The following is a 17,020-nucleotide window of genomic DNA, read 5'->3' on the forward strand; positions in this document are numbered from 1 at the left end:
ATGGGCAGCATCCTCGATGTCGACAGCCTCGACGTCACCTTCTCCACCGACGGCGGGGACGTCCACGCGGTCAAGGACGTGTCGCTGAGCGTCTCGCCCGGTGAGGTGCTGGCGATTGTGGGTGAGTCGGGGTCCGGCAAGACCGTGACCGCCCGATCCATTCTCGGTCTGCTGCCCGAGACGGCGCAGCGAACCGGGGCCATCGTCATCTCCGGTGCGAACGTGCTCAGCGTCTCCGCCGATGAGCTGCGGGCCATGCGCGGCCGGGATGTGGCGATGGTCTTCCAGGAGCCGTCGACGGCGCTCAACCCCGTCTTCACGGTCGGGTGGCAGATTGCCGAAGGTCTGCGCGCGCACGATAGGAAGGCGAACAAGGCCGACCTCAAGGCGCGCGTCGTCAAAGCCATGCGGCAGGTCGGGATCCCCGATGCCGAAAGCCGTTTCGACTACTACCCGCACCAGTTCTCGGGCGGGCAGAAGCAGCGCATCGTCATCGCCATGGCCCTCGCTCTCGGGGCGAAGCTCATCGTCGCCGACGAGCCCACCACCGCACTCGACGTCACCGTGCAGGCAGAGATCCTCGACCTGCTGCGCGATCTGCGAGACGAGACGGGCACTGCCATCGTTCTCATCACCCACAACATGGGCGTCGTCGCCGACCTCGCCGATCGAGTGGCCGTGATGCTGCGCGGCGACCTCGTCGAAGTCTCGACCGTCGAGCAGCTCTTCAACGATCCGCAGGAGCAGTACACGCGCGAACTCCTCGCCGCGGTGCCGCGGATCGGGTCGACCGTGGCCGGAAGCCGCAAGGCGGCCGCCGCCTCAGCGCGCACTGACTCGACGGGGGAGGCCTCGGGTGGGGTCGCCTCGGCGGGGGAGACGTCGGACGGGGGTGTCTCGGCGAAGGAGGGAGCCGCCTCGGCGAAGGACGGGGACGCACGCGAATCGATCGTGACCGCGCGCGAGCTCGATATCGTCTATCCGGGCGGGATCGGCAAGTCGGACTTCCACGCGGTGAAGAAGGTCAGCTTCGATATCAAGGCCGGCGAAGTCTACGGGCTCGTCGGTGAGTCGGGGTCGGGCAAGACGACGATCGGACGCGCGATTGCGGGCCTGACCAGGGGCAGCGGCGGCAGCCTCTCCGTCCTCGGGCACGAGATGGTCGGGTTCAAGGAGCGTGAGTTCTCGAAGATCCGGCGACGGATCGGGTTCGTGTTCCAGGACCCGGCGGCCTCGTTCAATCCTCATCTGTCGATCGGGGAGTGCATCGCCGAACCGTTCGCGATCCATCGCCGGGAGATGAGTGCGAACGACCGGTCGCAGCGAGTGGCCGAACTCCTCGATTCTGTGCAGCTGCCGAAGGCGTATGCGGCGCGGTATCCGCATGAGCTCTCCGGCGGTCAGCGGCAGAGGGCGTCCCTGGCGCGCGGACTGGCGCTCGATCCGGAGCTGCTCATCGCCGACGAGCCGACCTCGGCGCTCGATGTGTCCGTGCAGGCGAAGGTGCTCGAGCTCTTCGTCGAGCTGCAGAACCGCTTCGACTTCGCGGCCCTGTTCATCAGCCACGACCTCGCCGTGGTCGACATGCTCTCCGACCGCATCGGGGTGCTCTTCCACGGCGAGCTGCTCGAAGAGGGCACGGGTGAGCAGGTGCTCGGTGCGCCGCAGGAGGACTACACGAAACGCCTCATCGCCTCACTGCCGGTCCCGGACCCGAAGGAGCAGGCGAAGCGCCGCGAGCTGGCAAGAACCCTCCGCCCAACCCCCTAATTACTACCTGACGGCGGCGCAGCAACCTCGCGCGAGGTTGCTGCGCCGCCGTCAGGTAGCAAGGGGGTCAGTTGGTGTCGGCGATGAAGTCGAGCATTCCGGCCTGATTGACCGGCAGGGCCAGCAGGCGGTCGAGTTCGGCCTCGTCGGGGTCGATACCGAGGATGCGCATCGAGTACTGAGTGAAGTCGCGCTCGATCATGTCAGGCGTCAGGTCGCCCGTCGGCCGGTACCACAGCGAGAGCGAGTTGCAGATCGAGTGGATGGCGCGGGTGGCCAGAGCCGCACTGCTGACGCGGAACTTACCCGAGTCGATGCCGGCCTGGACGATATCGCCCATGATCTCGCGGGCCTCCCGCTGGAGTTCTTTCACGCGGACGGCGTTGTCGCCGGTGAGCCGTTCGGTATCGCGCAGCAGCACGGTGGAGACCGAGACGTTCTCCATGCGATAGCGGGCGAGGTAGCGCACCGCCACGGCCAGCTGATCTACGACATCGTCATCGACATCGGCGATGACCGCTCGGCAGTGTTCGACGTACCAGGTATACGCTGTGTGGACGAGCTCGTAGAGAGCTTCCTGCTTGGACGGGAAGTAGTAGTAGAGCGCTGAGAGGCTCAGACCTGCTGTCTGTGCGATATCGCGGATGGACGCGCCGTCGAATCCTTTGTCCGCGAAGGTGTCCCGGGCCGAGCGGAGAATATTGTTGCGGCCGTTGGTTGAGCGCACGATGACCGGACTCCTTGCCTTGTTTTCCGTTGAAGCCGACTTTTTAACGAACAGTCTTTCACTTGCCCAACGACCATACACGACAGGTGGTCTCTGCGGGCCTGATTTCGCGCGGAATTACAGTATCGCCGTGTTCGGCGTCCGTTGCGACCGGTCGCGGACTTCGTATGGCCCCGTCACCGGAACGGTGATCGAGCAGTGCCTGGTCAGTGACCTGACCCAGTCTCAACCGGTGACCAGCGTCACTCTCTATCCGGGAATGATTGAGTGTTCAACAATGTTGGTCACTGTGGAGCTGCAGCCGACCCGGTTCGCCGAGGTCGCAGGCTCGGCCCGTGAACTCGACCGCCATGGCCGCCCGGCCGGTGGACACCGCTCAACGATTTGAGGACGCATATGCTCAACATTGCCATCATCCCCGGAACTTCCCGCCCGCAGGCGCTCAACCCGCAGATCGTGAGCTGGGTCGAGCAGCAGCTGGCTTCCAACGATGACGTCCGCGCCGAGGTCGTCGACTTCGGCAGCTTCGACCTGCCCCTCCTCGACGAGGTGATCCCCGCCGGTGCGAAGATGTACGCCAACGACCACACGAAGGCCTGGGGCGCGAAGCTCGAAGAGTTCGACGCCTTCATCTTCGTCACCCCGGAGTACAACCACTCGATCTCCGGTTCGCTGAAGAACGCCCTCGACTTCGTCGCCACCGAGTTCAACCACAAGGTCGCCGGCATCGTGAACTACGGCGCCGACAAGGGAGTGCGCGCCGCTGAGCACCTGCGCCACATCCTCGCGAACTACAAGCTCGCCGTCGTCCGCGACCAGGCATCGTTCTCGATCTTCACCGACGTCGCCGACGGCACGTTCGCCCCCACCGAGGTCTCGGCCGCCCCGTTCGCCTCCATGGTCGACGACATCGTCGCCTGGGGCGAGGCCCTGAAGTCCGTGCGCGAAGCCGGTGCCGAGGATCAGGCCGCCTGAGTCCGCCCTCGCAACTGAGCTGAGACAGGCCCGCCGGTCACCCGACCGGCGGGCTTCGTCGTCCCCGTGTCGATTGACACCGTACCGGTCACGACCGGCGCCGCCGTCAGGGTGATCCATCACCGAGGCGGCCCCACTCGACCATGCACAGTGACTGTCCCCACATCTGCGTTAGAGTCGCAGTGATCAACTGTTCGCTCAGCGATGCAAAGGACACTCATGGATCTCACGAACACCGTCGCCCTCGTCACCGGCGGAGCCTCCGGACTCGGCCGCGCCACCACCGAACGCCTCTTGGCCGCCGGCGCCCAGGTCGTCATGGTCGACCTCAACGCCGAGGTGGGGCAACAGGTCGCCGCCGAACTCGGTGACTCCGCCCACTTCGTCACCGCTGACGTGACGAACGAAGAGCAGGTTCAGGCCGCCGTCGACACCGCCACCGGGCTCGGCGCCCTGCGCGTAGTCGTCAACTGCGCGGGCGTCGCGACCCCCGGAAAGCTCGTCTCCCGCAAGGGACCGCTGCCGCTCGAGGCATTCCAAAAGGTGCTGAACATCAACATCGTCGGCACCGTCAACGTCTGCCGCCTCGCCGCTGCGGCCATGCAGCAGCAGGAGCCGGACGGCGAAGAACGCGGAGTCATCGTCAACACCGCCTCCGTCGCGGCCTTCGACGGCCAGATCGGCCAGATCGCCTACTCGGCGTCCAAGGGCGCCGTGGCCGCCGTGACATTGCCGATGGCCCGCGAACTCGCCGCCTCTCTCATCCGTGTCGTCACCATCGCCCCCGGCATCTTCGAGACCCCGATGATGGCCGGTCTGCCCGCCGAGGCGCAGGAATCCCTCGGCAAGTCCGTGCCGCACCCGGCGCGGCTGGGCAAGCCCGCCGAGTACGCGCAGCTCGTCGAATCGATCGTCGCCAACCCGATGCTCAACGGTGAGACGATCCGCCTCGACGGCGCCATCCGCATGGCCCCGAAATGATCGACTGACACCTTCACCAAGGAGGCCCTCCCCGAGGAGCGTCCAACCGACAGAGCCGCCCGTCTCCGCAGTCGCGGAGGGGCGGCTCTGCCGTTGACTGGAATTGTCAGCGGCGGGCGTTGACGAGCAGCGCCAGCTGCACTCGCGAGGTCACCTCGAGCTTGTCGAAGATGCGTGCCAGGTGGGTCTTCACCGTCGCCGTCGAGACGAACAGTGACCGCGCCACCTGTGCGTTCGTCAAACCCTGAGCGACCGCCTCGGCGATCTCCCGTTCCCTGGTCGACAGATTTGCCAGCGGATCCTGACCCGACGTCGAGGCGGACGGACGGGACGACATCAACGTGGCCAGGGCGGTCGCCGACAGGGTGCGGGTGCCGTCGGCTGCCGCGCGGACGGCGTTGATGAGCTCTTCCGGCGGGGTGTCCTTGAGGATGTAACCAGCCGCCCCGGACTGCAGGGCGCGGTGGATGAAATCGTCGGTCCCGAAGGCCGTGAGCATGAGCACCTGCGGATGTTCGGGATCGGACAGCAGCGTCTGCGCGGCCTCGAGGCCGTCGAGACGGGGCATCCGGATGTCCATGAGTACGAGGTCGGGACTCAGCCGACGGGCGAGGTCGATGGCTTCGACTCCGTCGACCGCCTCGGCGATGACCTCGATATCGGTCGCCGCGCCGAGGAGGAGCTTGAGACCCGAGCGCATGAGCGATTCGTCGTCGGCGATGAGTACCCGAATGCTCATGGCTGTGTCTCCTGCTCGTCGCGGGGGTCGGTCGTTTCGGTCATATCCGGGGCGTCGCCGTCAGTGAAGATGTCGGCATCGACGGGGATGCGGGCACGGAGGGTGAACTCCGGAGTGGTCGTCACGGTGAGATCGCCGCCCATGGCCTCCATTCTCTCCCGCAGTCCGAGCAGTCCCAACCCGGATCCGGAGACGAGCTGCTGCGCTCCGGCGCGGAAGGCCGGGGCCAGGCCTGTGTGCGGATTGCTGGCGACGAGCACGAGGTGACCGTCGGCCTCATCGAAGCCGACCTTGATCGTCACCGTCTGGCCTGGTGCGTGCTTGACCGCGTTCGTGATCGCCTCCTGGACGAAGCGGTAGATCGTCGTCTGCTCGAGTGCCCCGCACCGGTGGAGCGCCTCAGCGGTCACCGGTTCGAGGTAGCGCAGCTCGGCGGTATCGCCCCTGGCCGCGACGAGGCGGTCGATGTCGGGGTCGATGACCGTGCCCTGGTCGTCGCTGCGGAGCATGGTGAGCACCTCACGGAGTTCGACGCCGGAGCGACGGGCGGCATCGGCGATGAGACGAGCACTTTCGCGGACCTCGTCGGGGTCGAGGTCCTGCCGCACGGACAGGGCACCGGAGTACATCGCGATGACGGAGAGGTGGTGGGACAGGGAATCGTGCATGTCGCGGGCGATGCCGCGTCGCACCTCGGCGATGGCGCGGTCCTGCCGGGAGCGTTCGCGCAGCAGGGTCTGGGCGGCGGAGTCGATGAAGCCCTGCTCGCGGGCACCGCGGATGACACCGACGATGACGATAACGGCGTACATCGTGCCGCCGAAGACGAACACGGGAAGATCGAAGGCTCCCGCGGCCTGTGGAGTGAGCACATAGGTCGCTGAGAAGGCTGCCAGTGTGGCGGCGAGTGCGACGAAGTCGAGGGCCCAACTGCGCCGGGCCGACAGTGAGATGAGCATGATCGAAGCGGCGAAGGCGCCGAGGATGCTGACCGTGCCGAGGAGTATGCCGATGATCCCGACTGTGACGGGAATCCAGCCTCCCGGTCGCCGCTGAAGCGATTCGACGGATCCGTCGGCGGCGAGGAACTCATCACCGCCGTGACCGGTGACTGTGAGGAATTCGCGCAGCTTCTCTGAGGCAAGGACCTTCGGACGCAGTTGTTTGCGCGGAATCCGGCGTCCGTCGAAGACGAGCACGATTGGCAGACAGACGAAGGATACGAGCCCGAAGACGATGTGTACGAAGATTTCGGCACTGAGCGCGTCCGCCTCAGCACCGGTGGGTTTCGGGTTCGGCCACTGGTTTCCGATGACAACGAAGAGGATGAGCGCGCCGACGACCGCGGAGATGCCGGTCCAGAGGAGGGCATGCGCGAGCGGGCGGCGGGCGGGGCGAGGTGTCACCCTTCGAGCCTACCCGGGCGCGGGCCGCGAGGGTGTCGCCCGAAAGGATGAATTCGGAGCGGACGCGAGGGCGCGGCAGCCCGGCCGGATGCGCCCTGACGTGCGCATTCATTCGATCGGATGACATGAATCATGCCCTTGACCGATGGTGGGCGGCCGCCGGTTTCGAAAGAGTGGAGACATGAGAAATCAACCCCACTCACTGCCCTTTCATCGTCAATTCGCCGCGCTGCCGGACAATCGGTGGTTCAAGCCGATCCTCGTGGCGCTCCTGACCGCGGTGTTCTACCTCATCGCAATCGTCGTCCTGTTCGTCGGCTTCTTCTTCTGGGCGCTGATCGCCCTCGGTGCCGACGGTGACGTCAACACGTGGTCGGAACGCCTCATCGACATGAATACGACCACGGGCGTCCTCTTCGGACTCGTCAGCGTCATCCTCATGTGGCCGGCCGCCGAGCTCGCGACCCTATGCATCTACCGGCGCTTGTTCTCCTCGATGTTCTCGCTCCGCGGCGGAATGCGATGGGGTCAGCTCGGCCGGTATCTGCTGGTCGGCGCGGCCGTGTGGGTGGTCTGCGCGATCATCATGGTCACCTTCTCCGACGGGGCGATGAACAACCTGACCTCGGGAATCGTGTGGAACGGCCAAGTATTCGCCATGCTCGTCGCCATCATCCTCCTCGTTCCGTTCCAGGCGACGGCCGAGGAGGTCGTCTTCCGCGGCTTGGCCATGAACATCATCGGCTCGTGGCTGCGCCACCCCGCATGGGCCGTGCTCATCCCCGTGCCGATCTTCGTCGTCGGCCACGTCTACGACCTGCCGGGACTCATCGACGTCGGCATCTTCGCCGTCATCGTCGGCACCCTGACGATCATCACCGGCGGTCTGGAGGCCGGAATCGCCTTCCACATCGTCAACAACGTCTTCGCGTTCGGCCTGGGTGTGCTCGCCGGAGCCGACCTCAATGCGACGAGCGCCCCGACGATCGAAGTCGTCATGTCGATCACGGCCCCGATCATCTTCGGCATCATCGTCGTTCTCGACCATCGCCGCCGAGGTGGATCGACCTTTCGCCGAGGCGGCCCGACCGACCGTGAACCGCTGCGTCCCCGCGGGGACGGCCCAGGGAACGAGGAAACAGTGGCGGACAGCGACGTGAATGCCGACGCCGAAACGAAAGCGAACCTGTCATGAGCTACTACAGCGAGCTCGCCCAGAACCTGCGCCGGCGCGGTTGCGAAGAGGACCAGGTCCTCACCGTCCTCGACGAGGTCAAGGAAACGACGCGGAAGGCAGGCACGACACCCGAGGCCGAGTTCGGCACGCCGAAACAGAAGGCCTCGGAATACACCGGACCACGTCATCGTTCCCGCGGCGGTACGACGCTCAACGTCTTCGGTTTCATCGGAGTGTGCTGTGTGGCGGTCTTTGCGATCTGGCCTGGGCTGTTCGATTTCACGAATCCCGTGTTCAGGGAAATCGGCGGAATCATCGCACTCATCGTCCTGCTCATCATCGGCGCTTTCGTCGCAGGGTTCATCGACACCCGTGTGCCCAAGGAGTTCGAGGACTCACGCGCGAACGACCGCTGACCGGCTCAGTGTCGTGGATGTTCGGACTGCGGCCCGGATGCGGAGGCGTCCGGCGGTGTCGAGTCGGCGGCCAGAAGACGATCGACGAGCTCGTCGACCGTGATGCCCTCGGCCCGAGCCGCGGCTTCGAGGCGCTCGAGCGTCGAAGGCGACAGGGCCGGCGCCGGCTGGGACGACGACGGTTGAGTCGATCGGGCTGACGTCTCGCCGGCGCGGTCGGCGCCCGCAGGCTTCGACCCGGCTCTGAGCAGCAGCGAGGTCAGCGGCACGATGACGACCCCGAGTGCGGCGAGGATCCATACGATCCCGTTGAGGCGGGTCAGCCACTCGAGCTCCCACGCCGATTCCACCCAGATCGTGACGAGAACCAGGCTCGTGCCGAGAGCAAGCAGTCCGAGCGTGATCGGCAGCCCGACCCGCACCACCCAGGACCGGGGCACCAGCAACAGAATGAGCGCGGATATCGAGGCGACAGCAGTGACGAGGGCGAGCGAGGACAGAGCCTGGAAGAGGACCTCCTCGAGTGCATAGCTGTCAGGATCTGCATAGGGGTCGCCCCAGAGGAACCACAGGCTCAGCGCCATTGTGACGATTGCCAGCCCGATCGTGGTGATCCCGAACCACTGGGTCCGGCGACCGATGAGCGTGGCACCGCAGAACGCCGCGACACTGACGGCGCCGGTCAGAGCCGTGGTGCCGATGACTTTGTACGTCGCTTCGGACTCGATGTCGCCGAGGAGGACGATGATCCCGCCGGCCGCAGCCAGGCTGAAAGCCACGACGATGATGATGGCGATCGTGCGCCGCAGAATCCGCACCGATCGTCTCGGTGCCTTCGGATCCGACGCCGAGGCGGGCGCCGACGAAGGCGGAGATGCAGATGGCGAAGGAGGCGGCTGTGACATGGGGAAACAGTCCTTCCGAATGGGAAAGCATGAGGGGACTTCCAGTATGGCACCGGACGCCCGACGCTTGCCTGATTCGGCGCGAATCCGCGCCGCCTCAGCGCTTTCCTCGGACCTTCACTCCATCGGCAGCGACGCCCTGACCTCGAAACCACGGTGCTCGGTCGGCCCCACCCGCAGGCTTCCGCCCAAGGCTTCGACGCGTTCGCGCATCCCCTTGATGCCGAATCCTGCGCCGAGGTGGCTGTGCCCATCCGCATCCGCCCCGCCGTCGGGTTCCCCGTTGAGCACGGAGATCTCGAGCCGGGAGCCGATGGCCGTGACGGTGACCGCCACGGGTGCGCCGGCGGCATGCCGCAGCGCATTCGACAGACTCTCCTGAACCACCCGGAACGCCGTGAGGCTCGTCGTCGGCGGCCGCGACATGGGGTCGGTGGGGAAGTCGAGATCGACGACCGCACCGGAGCCGCGCGTGACATCGATGAGAGCGGGAATGTCGTCAATGGTCGGCTGCGGCGCCAGGTCGGCATCCCGGCCACCGCGGAGGATCGCGAGCAATCCGCGCATCTCCGTCAGCGCCTGCCTGGCCGATGAGGCCATCGAATCGAATTCGCCGAGGCTGCGCTCATCGAGTCCGGGCAGCCGGTACTTCGCCGTCGTCGCCTGGACGCTGATGACCGACATGCTGTGCGCCACGACATCATGGAGCTCCTGAGCGATCCGGTTGCGCTCCTCCAACTCCTGTCGCTTCGCCAGCTCCGCGGCGCTGAGTTCGCGTTCGGATTCGAGCTGCCTGCGACCTTTGATGAGCAGGTTGCCGATGACGCCGATGACTCCGGCACCGGCGGCGACGGCCGCGGTGGTGATCACGTTCGATAAGGCCCCAGGCAGCTCGCCGGCATGCGGCAGGACCAGAGCGAGCACGCCGATGAGCGCGCTGCCCGACCACAGTGCGACGAGGTGGATCCAGCGGTGACGCAGACCGATGATGAGGTGGAGGAAGACGAGAGCCAGCAGCGAGGTGACCGTGAACGGTCGGACTGCTCCCGAAACGTCCGCAGTGAGCAGAATGCCTGCCAACTGAGCGACAAGGCCGAGGCTGATCGCCGGTATCGGCCAGCGCACTGCCAGCAGGAGCGCTGCGCTGAGACTGAACGCAAGAATCATCGCGAAGACCGTCGGGACATCGTAGAGCACGGTGGTCACCGGCCAGGCGACCGCGACGAGCACGATCCCGACGAACGCTGCGATGAGCCAGAACCACCCCTGACTCCCGGCGATGGTCGACAGTGCAGACGACTGCGCCGGATGAGCCGACCGCTCTGAGCGAGTCGCCTGCGCGGAGACAGCTGCCCCATCAGTCGACAGGGCAGCGCGGATCGAAACGATCTCGAGCAGCGCCATGGCGTGGAGGATGAAGGGGAAAGTCAGCAGCAGGACGATGCCCGTGACGAATTGGAACGTCACCTCGGCGGAGAACCCGAGGTCAGTGACCGGGGAGTTCGTCACCCAGGCGACCACCCAGTCGACGGTGTCGCCTTCGTCTTCGGGGAGAAACCTGCCCCAGACGAAGAACGTGATCCCGCCAAGACCGCCTGCGAACCAGGCAAGGGAGACGGAGAACGTGAAGAGTCGGATCGGCAGTGCGAACACGGCTTCGTAGAGCAGATCCAACCACGCACGCGCATCGGACAGCGGAGCCAACCACCAGCGGAGTCCGCGTCCACGGGGACGGGGAGCCGCCTCGGTGATGGGCGCACCCCACGCACGGGCACGGGCCCGGGAGAGGTTGCCGAACGCGCGGGCGACGGTGAGCGTCAGCGGCAGGAGGAGCACGCCGACCCAGACGATGACCGTGGCGATCGAGACGGAGAACAGGGTGACGAGCACCGGGAACGCGATGAGGGAGATGACCAGGCTCGGGGAGACGAGGCCGGCATCGCGGCCGAGATTGTGCCACAGCCTGCCCCACCACGAACGCGGCGCGGTCGCGGCCCGAGAACCTGCGGCCGCCTGGGAGTTCGGGCCGATCTGCGGAGGCTCTGCTGGGCGGGGCACATCTCCAGCGTACGTGTCGGCGGGTGCGGGGGAGGTGAGATCGGGGGAGTGGTTCACAGCGTGATTCCTTCCTGTGCTGTTTGCGAGGTCGAGTGCGCGGTGCCGACTGCAGTCTCAGTGCGAGCGGTCTTGCGGGATTCGAGGACCTTCGGGTGGAAGCGCGAGAGCATCCACACTCCGCCGATGCCGATGGCTGCGGAGACGAGCAGACCGAGGGTGGCCGGCGGAGTCAGGCCCGTGTACTCGCCGAAGAATGCGGCACCGATGATGACGGCGACGATCGGATCGATGACGGTGAGGCCGGCCAGCACGGTCTCGGCGGGGCCGCAGGCGTACGCAGTCTGGACGAGCCAGAACCCCGCCGCCGAGGCCAGGCCGACCGTGCCCAACAGCGCCCACCAGCGCAGACCAAACGTATCGAGTCCGGGCAGTCCCGACATGACGACGGATCGGGCGAGGACGTGCGTGGCCGCGGCGACCGTGCCGAAGACGATCCCGGTCATGACGACCCGGGGGATGTGGCCGGCGGAGCTGAACGAGAACAGCCCCGCGAAGATGGTGAGGGCGATGAGCACGGCGAGCAGCCAGGTCACCGACTGTGCGTTCACGGAGATGTCGTGGGCGAACCTCGCCGAGGTGACCACGAAGGAGAAGATCCCGAAGAGCGTGACCGCGATGCTGATGAGCAGCGGAGCACCGAGGCGGAGCCCGAAGTACCGCCGGCCGATGAGGACGGCGAAGACGAGAGAGACCGCGCCGATGGGCTGAACGATGGCGACCGGGCCGAGTCCGAGCGCGATGACGTTGAGCACCGTGACCAGCCCCATGAGGCCGAGCCCGGTTGCCCAGGCAGCGCGACGGCGCAGGCCCGGAGCCATCGTGGCCACGGCATGCTGCTGGAAGTGGGTGCCCAAGGCCAGGCAGAACGCTGCTGCGGTGGCGAGGATGACGGCGGTGATGATCATGACTCGAACGTTAGGGAGCCGGTATGCGCCGGCACATCATACGCAGGAGTGAAATGAGCGCCGCACGTATCACCCATGAGGATGAGATCTGCGCGAAACCGGGCCCGAGCGGCGGATTTTCGGGGATTGCGAGGGTTCCCCGACCTCGCTGTCCGGTAAGTTTGGACCATGCCGGGAATTGAGGACGCGGGGAACGGGGACGGAGGAGCCGCCTCGGCGAGTGTGCCGCCTCCGTCGGAGACGACGATCAGGGTCGCCATCGTCGACGATCAGGCGATGGTGCGGCAGGGGTTCGGGGCGCTGCTCGACGCGCAGTCGGACATGCAGGTCGTCGGCAGCGCCGATGACGGGTCCGCCGTCGTCGACCTCGTCCGCCGCACGAGCCCCGATGTCATCCTCATGGATATTCGGATGCCGACGCTCAACGGGCTCGACGCCACCAGAGCGATCTTCAACATGCCCGGGGACCATCCGCGAGTCATCATGCTCACCACGTTCGACGCCGACGAATACGTGTTCTCCGCGCTCCGCGCCGGTGCCAGCGGATTCCTCCTCAAGGACGCCACCGCCGAAGACATGATCACCGCTGTCCGGGTCGTCGCCGGTGGGGAATCGCTGCTCGCGCCGTCGGTGACCCGCCGCCTCATCGCCGAATACGTCGCCGGGCCCACCGTGGCCAAGGACACCGCGGTGCTCGGTCAGCTCACCGACCGGGAGATCGACGTGATGACCCTGGTGGCAAAGGGGCACGCCAACGCCGAGGTGGCCGAACAGCTGTACCTCGCCGAACAGACCGTGAAGACCCACGTCTCGAGGATCCTGTCGAAGCTGGGACTGCGCGACCGCACCCAGATCGTCGTCGCCGCCTATGAGTCCGGGTTGGTCGTCGCCGGGAACTGAGCGGCGCGGTTCGGAGAGGGGCGTGTGCGGGGGACGCCGGCTCGCTGACTACTCGCGGGCGAAGCCGGCTCCGAGGTCCTTGACTATGGTCTCTGCGGATCCGTCCTGGGCGCTGCGGTAGCCGGTTCCGGCCCACAGGTGCAGGCCGTGCGGGTCATCGGCCTTCTTCGCCGCAGCGCGGAACTCCTTCGTCAGATGGTGCACCGCCGGGTAGGCGTCGACGGCGATCGGGTCGAACGTCCGCACGAAGTCATTGACCAGCGCACGCGCGGGGCGCCCGGTGAACGCCCTGGTCAGCTGGGTGTCCGTGAACTCGTCGTCGGCCAGTGCAGCCCGATGAGTGGGTGCCGTTCCTGCCTCGTCGGAGCGCAGCAGCAGGGTGCCGACGACGACTGAGCTCGCCCCCGCACCGAGGAGCTCTCCCACCATGGCCTCACCGTCGACTCCGCCGCCGGCTGCCACGGGCAGGTCCACCTCGGCGAGGATGTCACGGACGAGATCGACGGTCGCGCGGTCCTCGATGGTCCGTGTCGGATCGGCCGTACCCGAATGTCCGCCGGCGTGCGGACCTTGGACGATGAGCCCGTCGACCCCGACTTCGGCGGCCGCACGGGCCTCAGCAACCGAGGTCACCGTGGCGACGACCTGAGTGCCGACGGCGTGGAGGCGGTCGACCGCCTCGGCGGTGGGCAGATTGAAGGTCAGCGAGACCAGAGGAACGGGGTGCTCGGTGAGCCAGTCGAGCTTGTCGTCGAAGTGGTCGTCATCCTCGACCGGCTCGGGATCGAGCGTGATCCCGCGGGCGGCAGCGGCCGGTTCGAGCGCGCTGACGAAGTCGTCGAAAGCTTCGCGATCGACGGGAACGGGATGCGGGGCGAAGAGGTTGACGCCGAAGTTCGAGGTCGTCTCACGCATCCGTGTGATAAGCGGAGCGAGGGCCTCGACAGTGAGATAGCCGCCCGCGACGAAAGGGAATCCGCCGGCCCGGGCGACAGCCTCGGTGAGTTCGGGCGTCGTCGTCCCACCGGCCATGGGTGCACCGATGATGGGCAGTGAGGTCTTCGCGAAGGCGATCGTCACGGTTCTCTCCTATTATCGGCGGCCCGGGCTCGGCGTCTGTAGCCGAGCGAGGCGGCCGCGTGGTCGTGCGTGCTCATCGCCATTCTCACACGATCGGCCGCGGCGAGTATGAGGTGACCGGTCGAAGGTATCCCTCGGAAGTATCGGTCGGCGGGGGACAGGTGGGCTCTCCGGCGTGATGTGCCGAGGCAGACGCGGTTCCTAACTTCGGTGTCATCGCCCCGATTCCCCGTGATCGGCACTGAACGACTCTGACAAGGAACTGCCATGACACTCATGCTCAACAGCCCGGCCCCGCCCGCCGGCACCGAGGTCGTCCGAACCCCCGAGAGCGCGGTCGCCCCGCCCGCCGAACCTCGGACTCGCGAACCTCGCACCGTTGCCGCACCCCACCGCGACCAGGCCATCGACCTCATCCGGTTCGGCTGCCTCGTCGTCGTCGTCATCCTCCACTCGATGATGAGCGCGGCCGTGCTCGGTTCCGACGGCACAGTGGCGCCGACGGTCGCGCTGTCGACGACCGCCGGATTCGCCGCAGCGTCCTGGTTCTTCCAGGTCATGCCCCTGTTCTTCATCATCGGGGGATACGCGGGCATCACCGGATGGCGGCGCACCCGTGCTCGAGGCGGAACTTGGACCGACTATCTGCGCGCCCGACTGCGCCGCCTCGCCGTACCCACAGCTGTCCTCGTCGTCATTGCCGGAATCGGACTGTCCGCGGCCGCTGACATGGGCGTTTCCTCCGAACTCATCGCCGAGGCGAGCCGCCGCATCGGCCAGCCGCTGTGGTTCCTCGCCGTCTATCTCGGCCTGTCCTCGCTGGTGCCGGTAGCGGTCCATTTCCATGAAAGAGCGCCGAGGCGGTCCCTGGCAGTCCTCGCCGGTGCCGTCATCGCCGTCGACGTTCTCTCCGGAACGACAGGGATTGCCGGCCTCGGCTATCTCAACTTCGTCGTCGTCTGGCCGCTGATCCAACAGCTCGGGTTCTTCTTCGCCGATGCCTCCGACCGCCCGATCAGCCGTCCCGTGGTGTGGTCGGCGCTTGTGGCCGTGCTGGGTCTCCTCGGCGGACTCGTGGCGGCCGGGGTGTACAGCCCGAACATGCTCGTCAACCTCAATCCGCCGACCGGCGCACTCGTCCTGCTCGGCGTGGCACAGCTCTGCGTGCTGCGGCTGTGCCACGCCCGGCTGAATCGGGCGCTCGACGTCGATCAGCCGTCCGCAGAGTCGACGATGGTTCCAGGAGAAGTCCCCGCCGAGGCGGCCCCCACTGCGGCGGCCCCTTCCTCCCGAATCCTGACCGCCCAGTTATCGGCGCGGGTCATCGCCTGGGGCAATACCTACGGAATGCAGGTCTACCTGTGGCATATGAGCGTCGTCATCGTCCTCATCGGAGCTCTCGGATGGCTGGCGCAGACAGCCGTCGGCTTCCCGACGGGGATTCTGCTCGACCTGCCGACAGGCATCGTCGCCGAGTTCATCCTTCCCGAGATCGAGTCGGGATGGTGGTGGGCGACGCGTCTGCCGTGGCTGCTTGCAGTCATGGGACTCTCCGCGCTGGTCGCCATGGCCGCGGAGCGGATCCCGTTCCCCTCCGAACAGCGACTGGCCGCAGTCGGTCGCAGCCTCTCAGCGCTTGTCCGTGCTGTCCTTCCGCAGGGTTTCCCGGTCCAGGCATTCAGCTCGCGGGCGCGCGCCATCGTCGCTGTCGGAGCGGCCACGATGGGCATTGCGATCGCCCTCCTCGTCGGAATCGCGCCGATGATCTGGACGGTCGTGGCGGCCGGCCTGCTGATGGGTTCGCTCGTCCTGTCGGCCGGGCTCACTCCACTGCGGCAGCCAGCTGGTCGGTGACAGTGCCCCAGCCGTCGAAGAACCCGAGTTCTTCATGCCGGGCGCGCTGCTCCGGGCTGCCGTGCCGCACGATGGCGCGGTAGTCGGTGCCGTCGGGATGATCGCCGAGGATGATCTCGGTGGTCATCGCCACCGGGTCCGGCAGCGAAGGGTGCCAGGAGCTGCTGACGGCGTTCGTGAACACGAGGCGGCTGCCTTCCTCGATGACGAGGAACACCGCATCGACATGCGGATGCCACTCGGTGCCGTCTTCGCTCATCTGGGTGACGAAGGCACCGCCCGGAGCGAGCTCGAGCGAATCCACGCGCAGACTCAGGGGCGCCGGAATCCACCATTGGGCCAGCTGATCCGGCGTGGTCCAAGCGTCCCAGATGGCCTGCTTCGGGGCGTGGATGATCCGCTGGATGCTGAGGTCGAGGTCTGGATTCTGATTTCGTGTGCGAGAGAGCTGAGTGGTCATGATTCCTCCTTGGTGGGGGTGGGCCCGTCGGAGTCGACGGAACCCGTGGTGACGAACTGTTCGAGCCGGTCGGTGGCGCGTTCCCAGATGCGCCGCTGTTCCTCGAGCCAACCCGAGAGCAGATGGAACCGATCCTGGTTGAGCACACAGGTGCGCACGCGCCCGGACTTCTTGGTCCGGATGAGGCCGCACGATTCGAGGCTGCGCACATGTTTCATGAACGACGGCAGCGAGATCGACAACGGCTCGGCAAGCTCTCCGACGCTGGCCGGTCCCCGCCCGAGACGCGCGATCACGCTGCGGCGAGTGGGGTCGGCCAATGCTGAGAACATCGCATCGAGCTCATCCGAATACTTAACCATGAGGCTAAGTATTACATCCTGGGGTGGCCTATGGGAAGAGGGCGGCTGAAAGTTCTGTGACGAATGATGACGACGATCATACTCGACTATTGTTGAGCAATTGAGTTTACTGATACGGTGTTGATCGTCAACATTCCACGACATCACTTCAGCAGAGGGCATGATGATCGCTTTCAAGAATTCGCAGACCTGGGCGCTGTCCGCACGGTTCGAAGCTCTTGACTGTTGCATGACCATGCCGATGT

At 66.3% G+C, this 17,020-nt stretch carries 17 protein-coding genes; 8 read left to right on the plus strand and 9 right to left on the minus strand.

Annotated features, from left to right (window positions below):
* Positions 1-1,770: a dipeptide ABC transporter ATP-binding protein gene (locus ACU4IU_RS10910; protein ID WP_446657594.1), complete on the plus strand. Its 1,770-nt coding sequence runs from the start codon at positions 1-3 to the stop codon at positions 1,768-1,770.
* Positions 1,771-1,837: 67 nt separating this feature from the next.
* Here the strand turns inward: ACU4IU_RS10910 and ACU4IU_RS10915 are convergent, their stop codons facing one another.
* Positions 1,838-2,497 carry a TetR/AcrR family transcriptional regulator gene (locus ACU4IU_RS10915; RefSeq protein WP_172171879.1) on the minus strand — a complete coding sequence of 220 codons (660 nt, stop codon included), beginning with the start codon at positions 2,495-2,497 and terminating at the stop codon, positions 1,838-1,840.
* A gap of 1 nt (position 2,498) precedes the next feature.
* Here ACU4IU_RS10915 and ACU4IU_RS10920 point away from each other — a divergent pair, with 1 nt between their 5' ends.
* The 3 genes from ACU4IU_RS10920 (at position 2,499) to ACU4IU_RS10930 (ending at position 4,453) form a co-directional block, all read left to right on the plus strand.
* Positions 2,499-2,885 carry a hypothetical protein gene (locus ACU4IU_RS10920; protein WP_446656718.1) on the plus strand — a complete coding sequence of 129 codons (387 nt, stop codon included), beginning with the start codon at positions 2,499-2,501 and terminating at the stop codon, positions 2,883-2,885.
* A gap of 8 nt (positions 2,886-2,893) precedes the next feature.
* Positions 2,894-3,472 (plus strand): NADPH-dependent FMN reductase, encoded by a 579-nt coding sequence (locus ACU4IU_RS10925; protein ID WP_446656719.1) that lies wholly within the window; start codon positions 2,894-2,896, stop codon positions 3,470-3,472.
* Between the two features lie 219 nt (positions 3,473-3,691).
* Complete coding sequence (locus ACU4IU_RS10930; RefSeq protein WP_173155457.1) at positions 3,692-4,453, plus strand: 3-hydroxyacyl-CoA dehydrogenase; 762 nt, start codon at positions 3,692-3,694, stop codon at positions 4,451-4,453.
* 106 nt (positions 4,454-4,559) lie between these two features.
* On the opposite strand, the gene ACU4IU_RS10935 is transcribed toward ACU4IU_RS10930, so the two are convergent.
* Positions 4,560-5,192: a response regulator gene (locus ACU4IU_RS10935; protein WP_446656720.1), complete on the minus strand. Its 633-nt coding sequence runs from the start codon at positions 5,190-5,192 to the stop codon at positions 4,560-4,562.
* Entirely contained in the window at positions 5,189-6,598 is a 1,410-nt protein-coding gene (locus ACU4IU_RS10940; RefSeq protein WP_446656721.1) for a sensor histidine kinase, read from the minus strand. Before ACU4IU_RS10940 ends, ACU4IU_RS10935 begins: the two co-directional genes overlap by 4 nt.
* Before the next feature lie 181 nt (positions 6,599-6,779).
* Between ACU4IU_RS10940 and ACU4IU_RS10945 the strand changes: the two genes are divergently transcribed.
* The gene (locus ACU4IU_RS10945) at positions 6,780-7,793 is read left to right on the plus strand and encodes a CPBP family intramembrane glutamic endopeptidase (RefSeq protein ID WP_446656722.1); all 1,014 of its coding nucleotides are present in this window, start codon (positions 6,780-6,782) and stop codon (positions 7,791-7,793) included.
* Positions 7,790-8,191, plus strand: coding sequence for a hypothetical protein (locus ACU4IU_RS10950; RefSeq protein ID WP_446656723.1), 402 nt, complete (start codon positions 7,790-7,792; stop codon positions 8,189-8,191). The genes ACU4IU_RS10945 and ACU4IU_RS10950 overlap by 4 nt, the downstream gene beginning before the upstream one ends.
* A gap of 5 nt (positions 8,192-8,196) precedes the next feature.
* On the opposite strand, the gene ACU4IU_RS10955 is transcribed toward ACU4IU_RS10950, so the two are convergent.
* The 3 genes from ACU4IU_RS10955 to ACU4IU_RS10965 form a co-directional block, all read right to left on the minus strand.
* Positions 8,197-9,096 carry a hypothetical protein gene (locus ACU4IU_RS10955; protein WP_446656724.1) on the minus strand — a complete coding sequence of 300 codons (900 nt, stop codon included), beginning with the start codon at positions 9,094-9,096 and terminating at the stop codon, positions 8,197-8,199.
* A 117-nt stretch (positions 9,097-9,213) separates the two neighbouring features.
* Positions 9,214-11,211 (minus strand): sensor histidine kinase, encoded by a 1,998-nt coding sequence (locus ACU4IU_RS10960; RefSeq protein WP_446656725.1) that lies wholly within the window; start codon positions 11,209-11,211, stop codon positions 9,214-9,216.
* Positions 11,208-12,119, minus strand: a complete 912-nt coding sequence (locus tag ACU4IU_RS10965; protein ID WP_446656726.1) for a hypothetical protein — start codon at positions 12,117-12,119, stop codon at positions 11,208-11,210. The genes ACU4IU_RS10960 and ACU4IU_RS10965 overlap by 4 nt, the downstream gene beginning before the upstream one ends.
* 168 nt (positions 12,120-12,287) lie before the next feature.
* Between ACU4IU_RS10965 and ACU4IU_RS10970 the strand changes: the two genes are divergently transcribed.
* Positions 12,288-13,019: a response regulator gene (locus ACU4IU_RS10970; protein ID WP_259357242.1), complete on the plus strand. Its 732-nt coding sequence runs from the start codon at positions 12,288-12,290 to the stop codon at positions 13,017-13,019.
* A 48-nt stretch (positions 13,020-13,067) separates the two neighbouring features.
* Here ACU4IU_RS10970 and ACU4IU_RS10975 read toward each other — a convergent pair whose 3' ends face one another.
* Positions 13,068-14,099 carry an NAD(P)H-dependent flavin oxidoreductase gene (locus tag ACU4IU_RS10975; protein WP_446656727.1) on the minus strand — a complete coding sequence of 344 codons (1,032 nt, stop codon included), beginning with the start codon at positions 14,097-14,099 and terminating at the stop codon, positions 13,068-13,070.
* 267 nt (positions 14,100-14,366) lie between these two features.
* Between ACU4IU_RS10975 and ACU4IU_RS10980 the strand changes: the two genes are divergently transcribed.
* Positions 14,367-15,953 carry an acyltransferase family protein gene (locus ACU4IU_RS10980; protein ID WP_446656728.1) on the plus strand — a complete coding sequence of 529 codons (1,587 nt, stop codon included), beginning with the start codon at positions 14,367-14,369 and terminating at the stop codon, positions 15,951-15,953.
* Here the strand turns inward: ACU4IU_RS10980 and ACU4IU_RS10985 are convergent.
* Together ACU4IU_RS10985 and ACU4IU_RS10990 are read right to left on the minus strand one after the other, a co-directional pair.
* Positions 15,922-16,413 (minus strand): SRPBCC domain-containing protein, encoded by a 492-nt coding sequence (locus ACU4IU_RS10985; protein ID WP_259357245.1) that lies wholly within the window; start codon positions 16,411-16,413, stop codon positions 15,922-15,924. The two genes, ACU4IU_RS10980 and ACU4IU_RS10985, sit on opposite strands and share 32 nt — an antisense overlap.
* The gene (locus ACU4IU_RS10990) at positions 16,410-16,775 is read right to left on the minus strand and encodes an ArsR/SmtB family transcription factor (RefSeq protein ID WP_259357246.1); all 366 of its coding nucleotides are present in this window, start codon (positions 16,773-16,775) and stop codon (positions 16,410-16,412) included. Before ACU4IU_RS10990 ends, ACU4IU_RS10985 begins: the two co-directional genes overlap by 4 nt.
* Positions 16,776-17,020 lie beyond the last annotated feature (245 nt).

The organism is Brevibacterium sp. CSND-B09, from assembly GCF_052906525.1.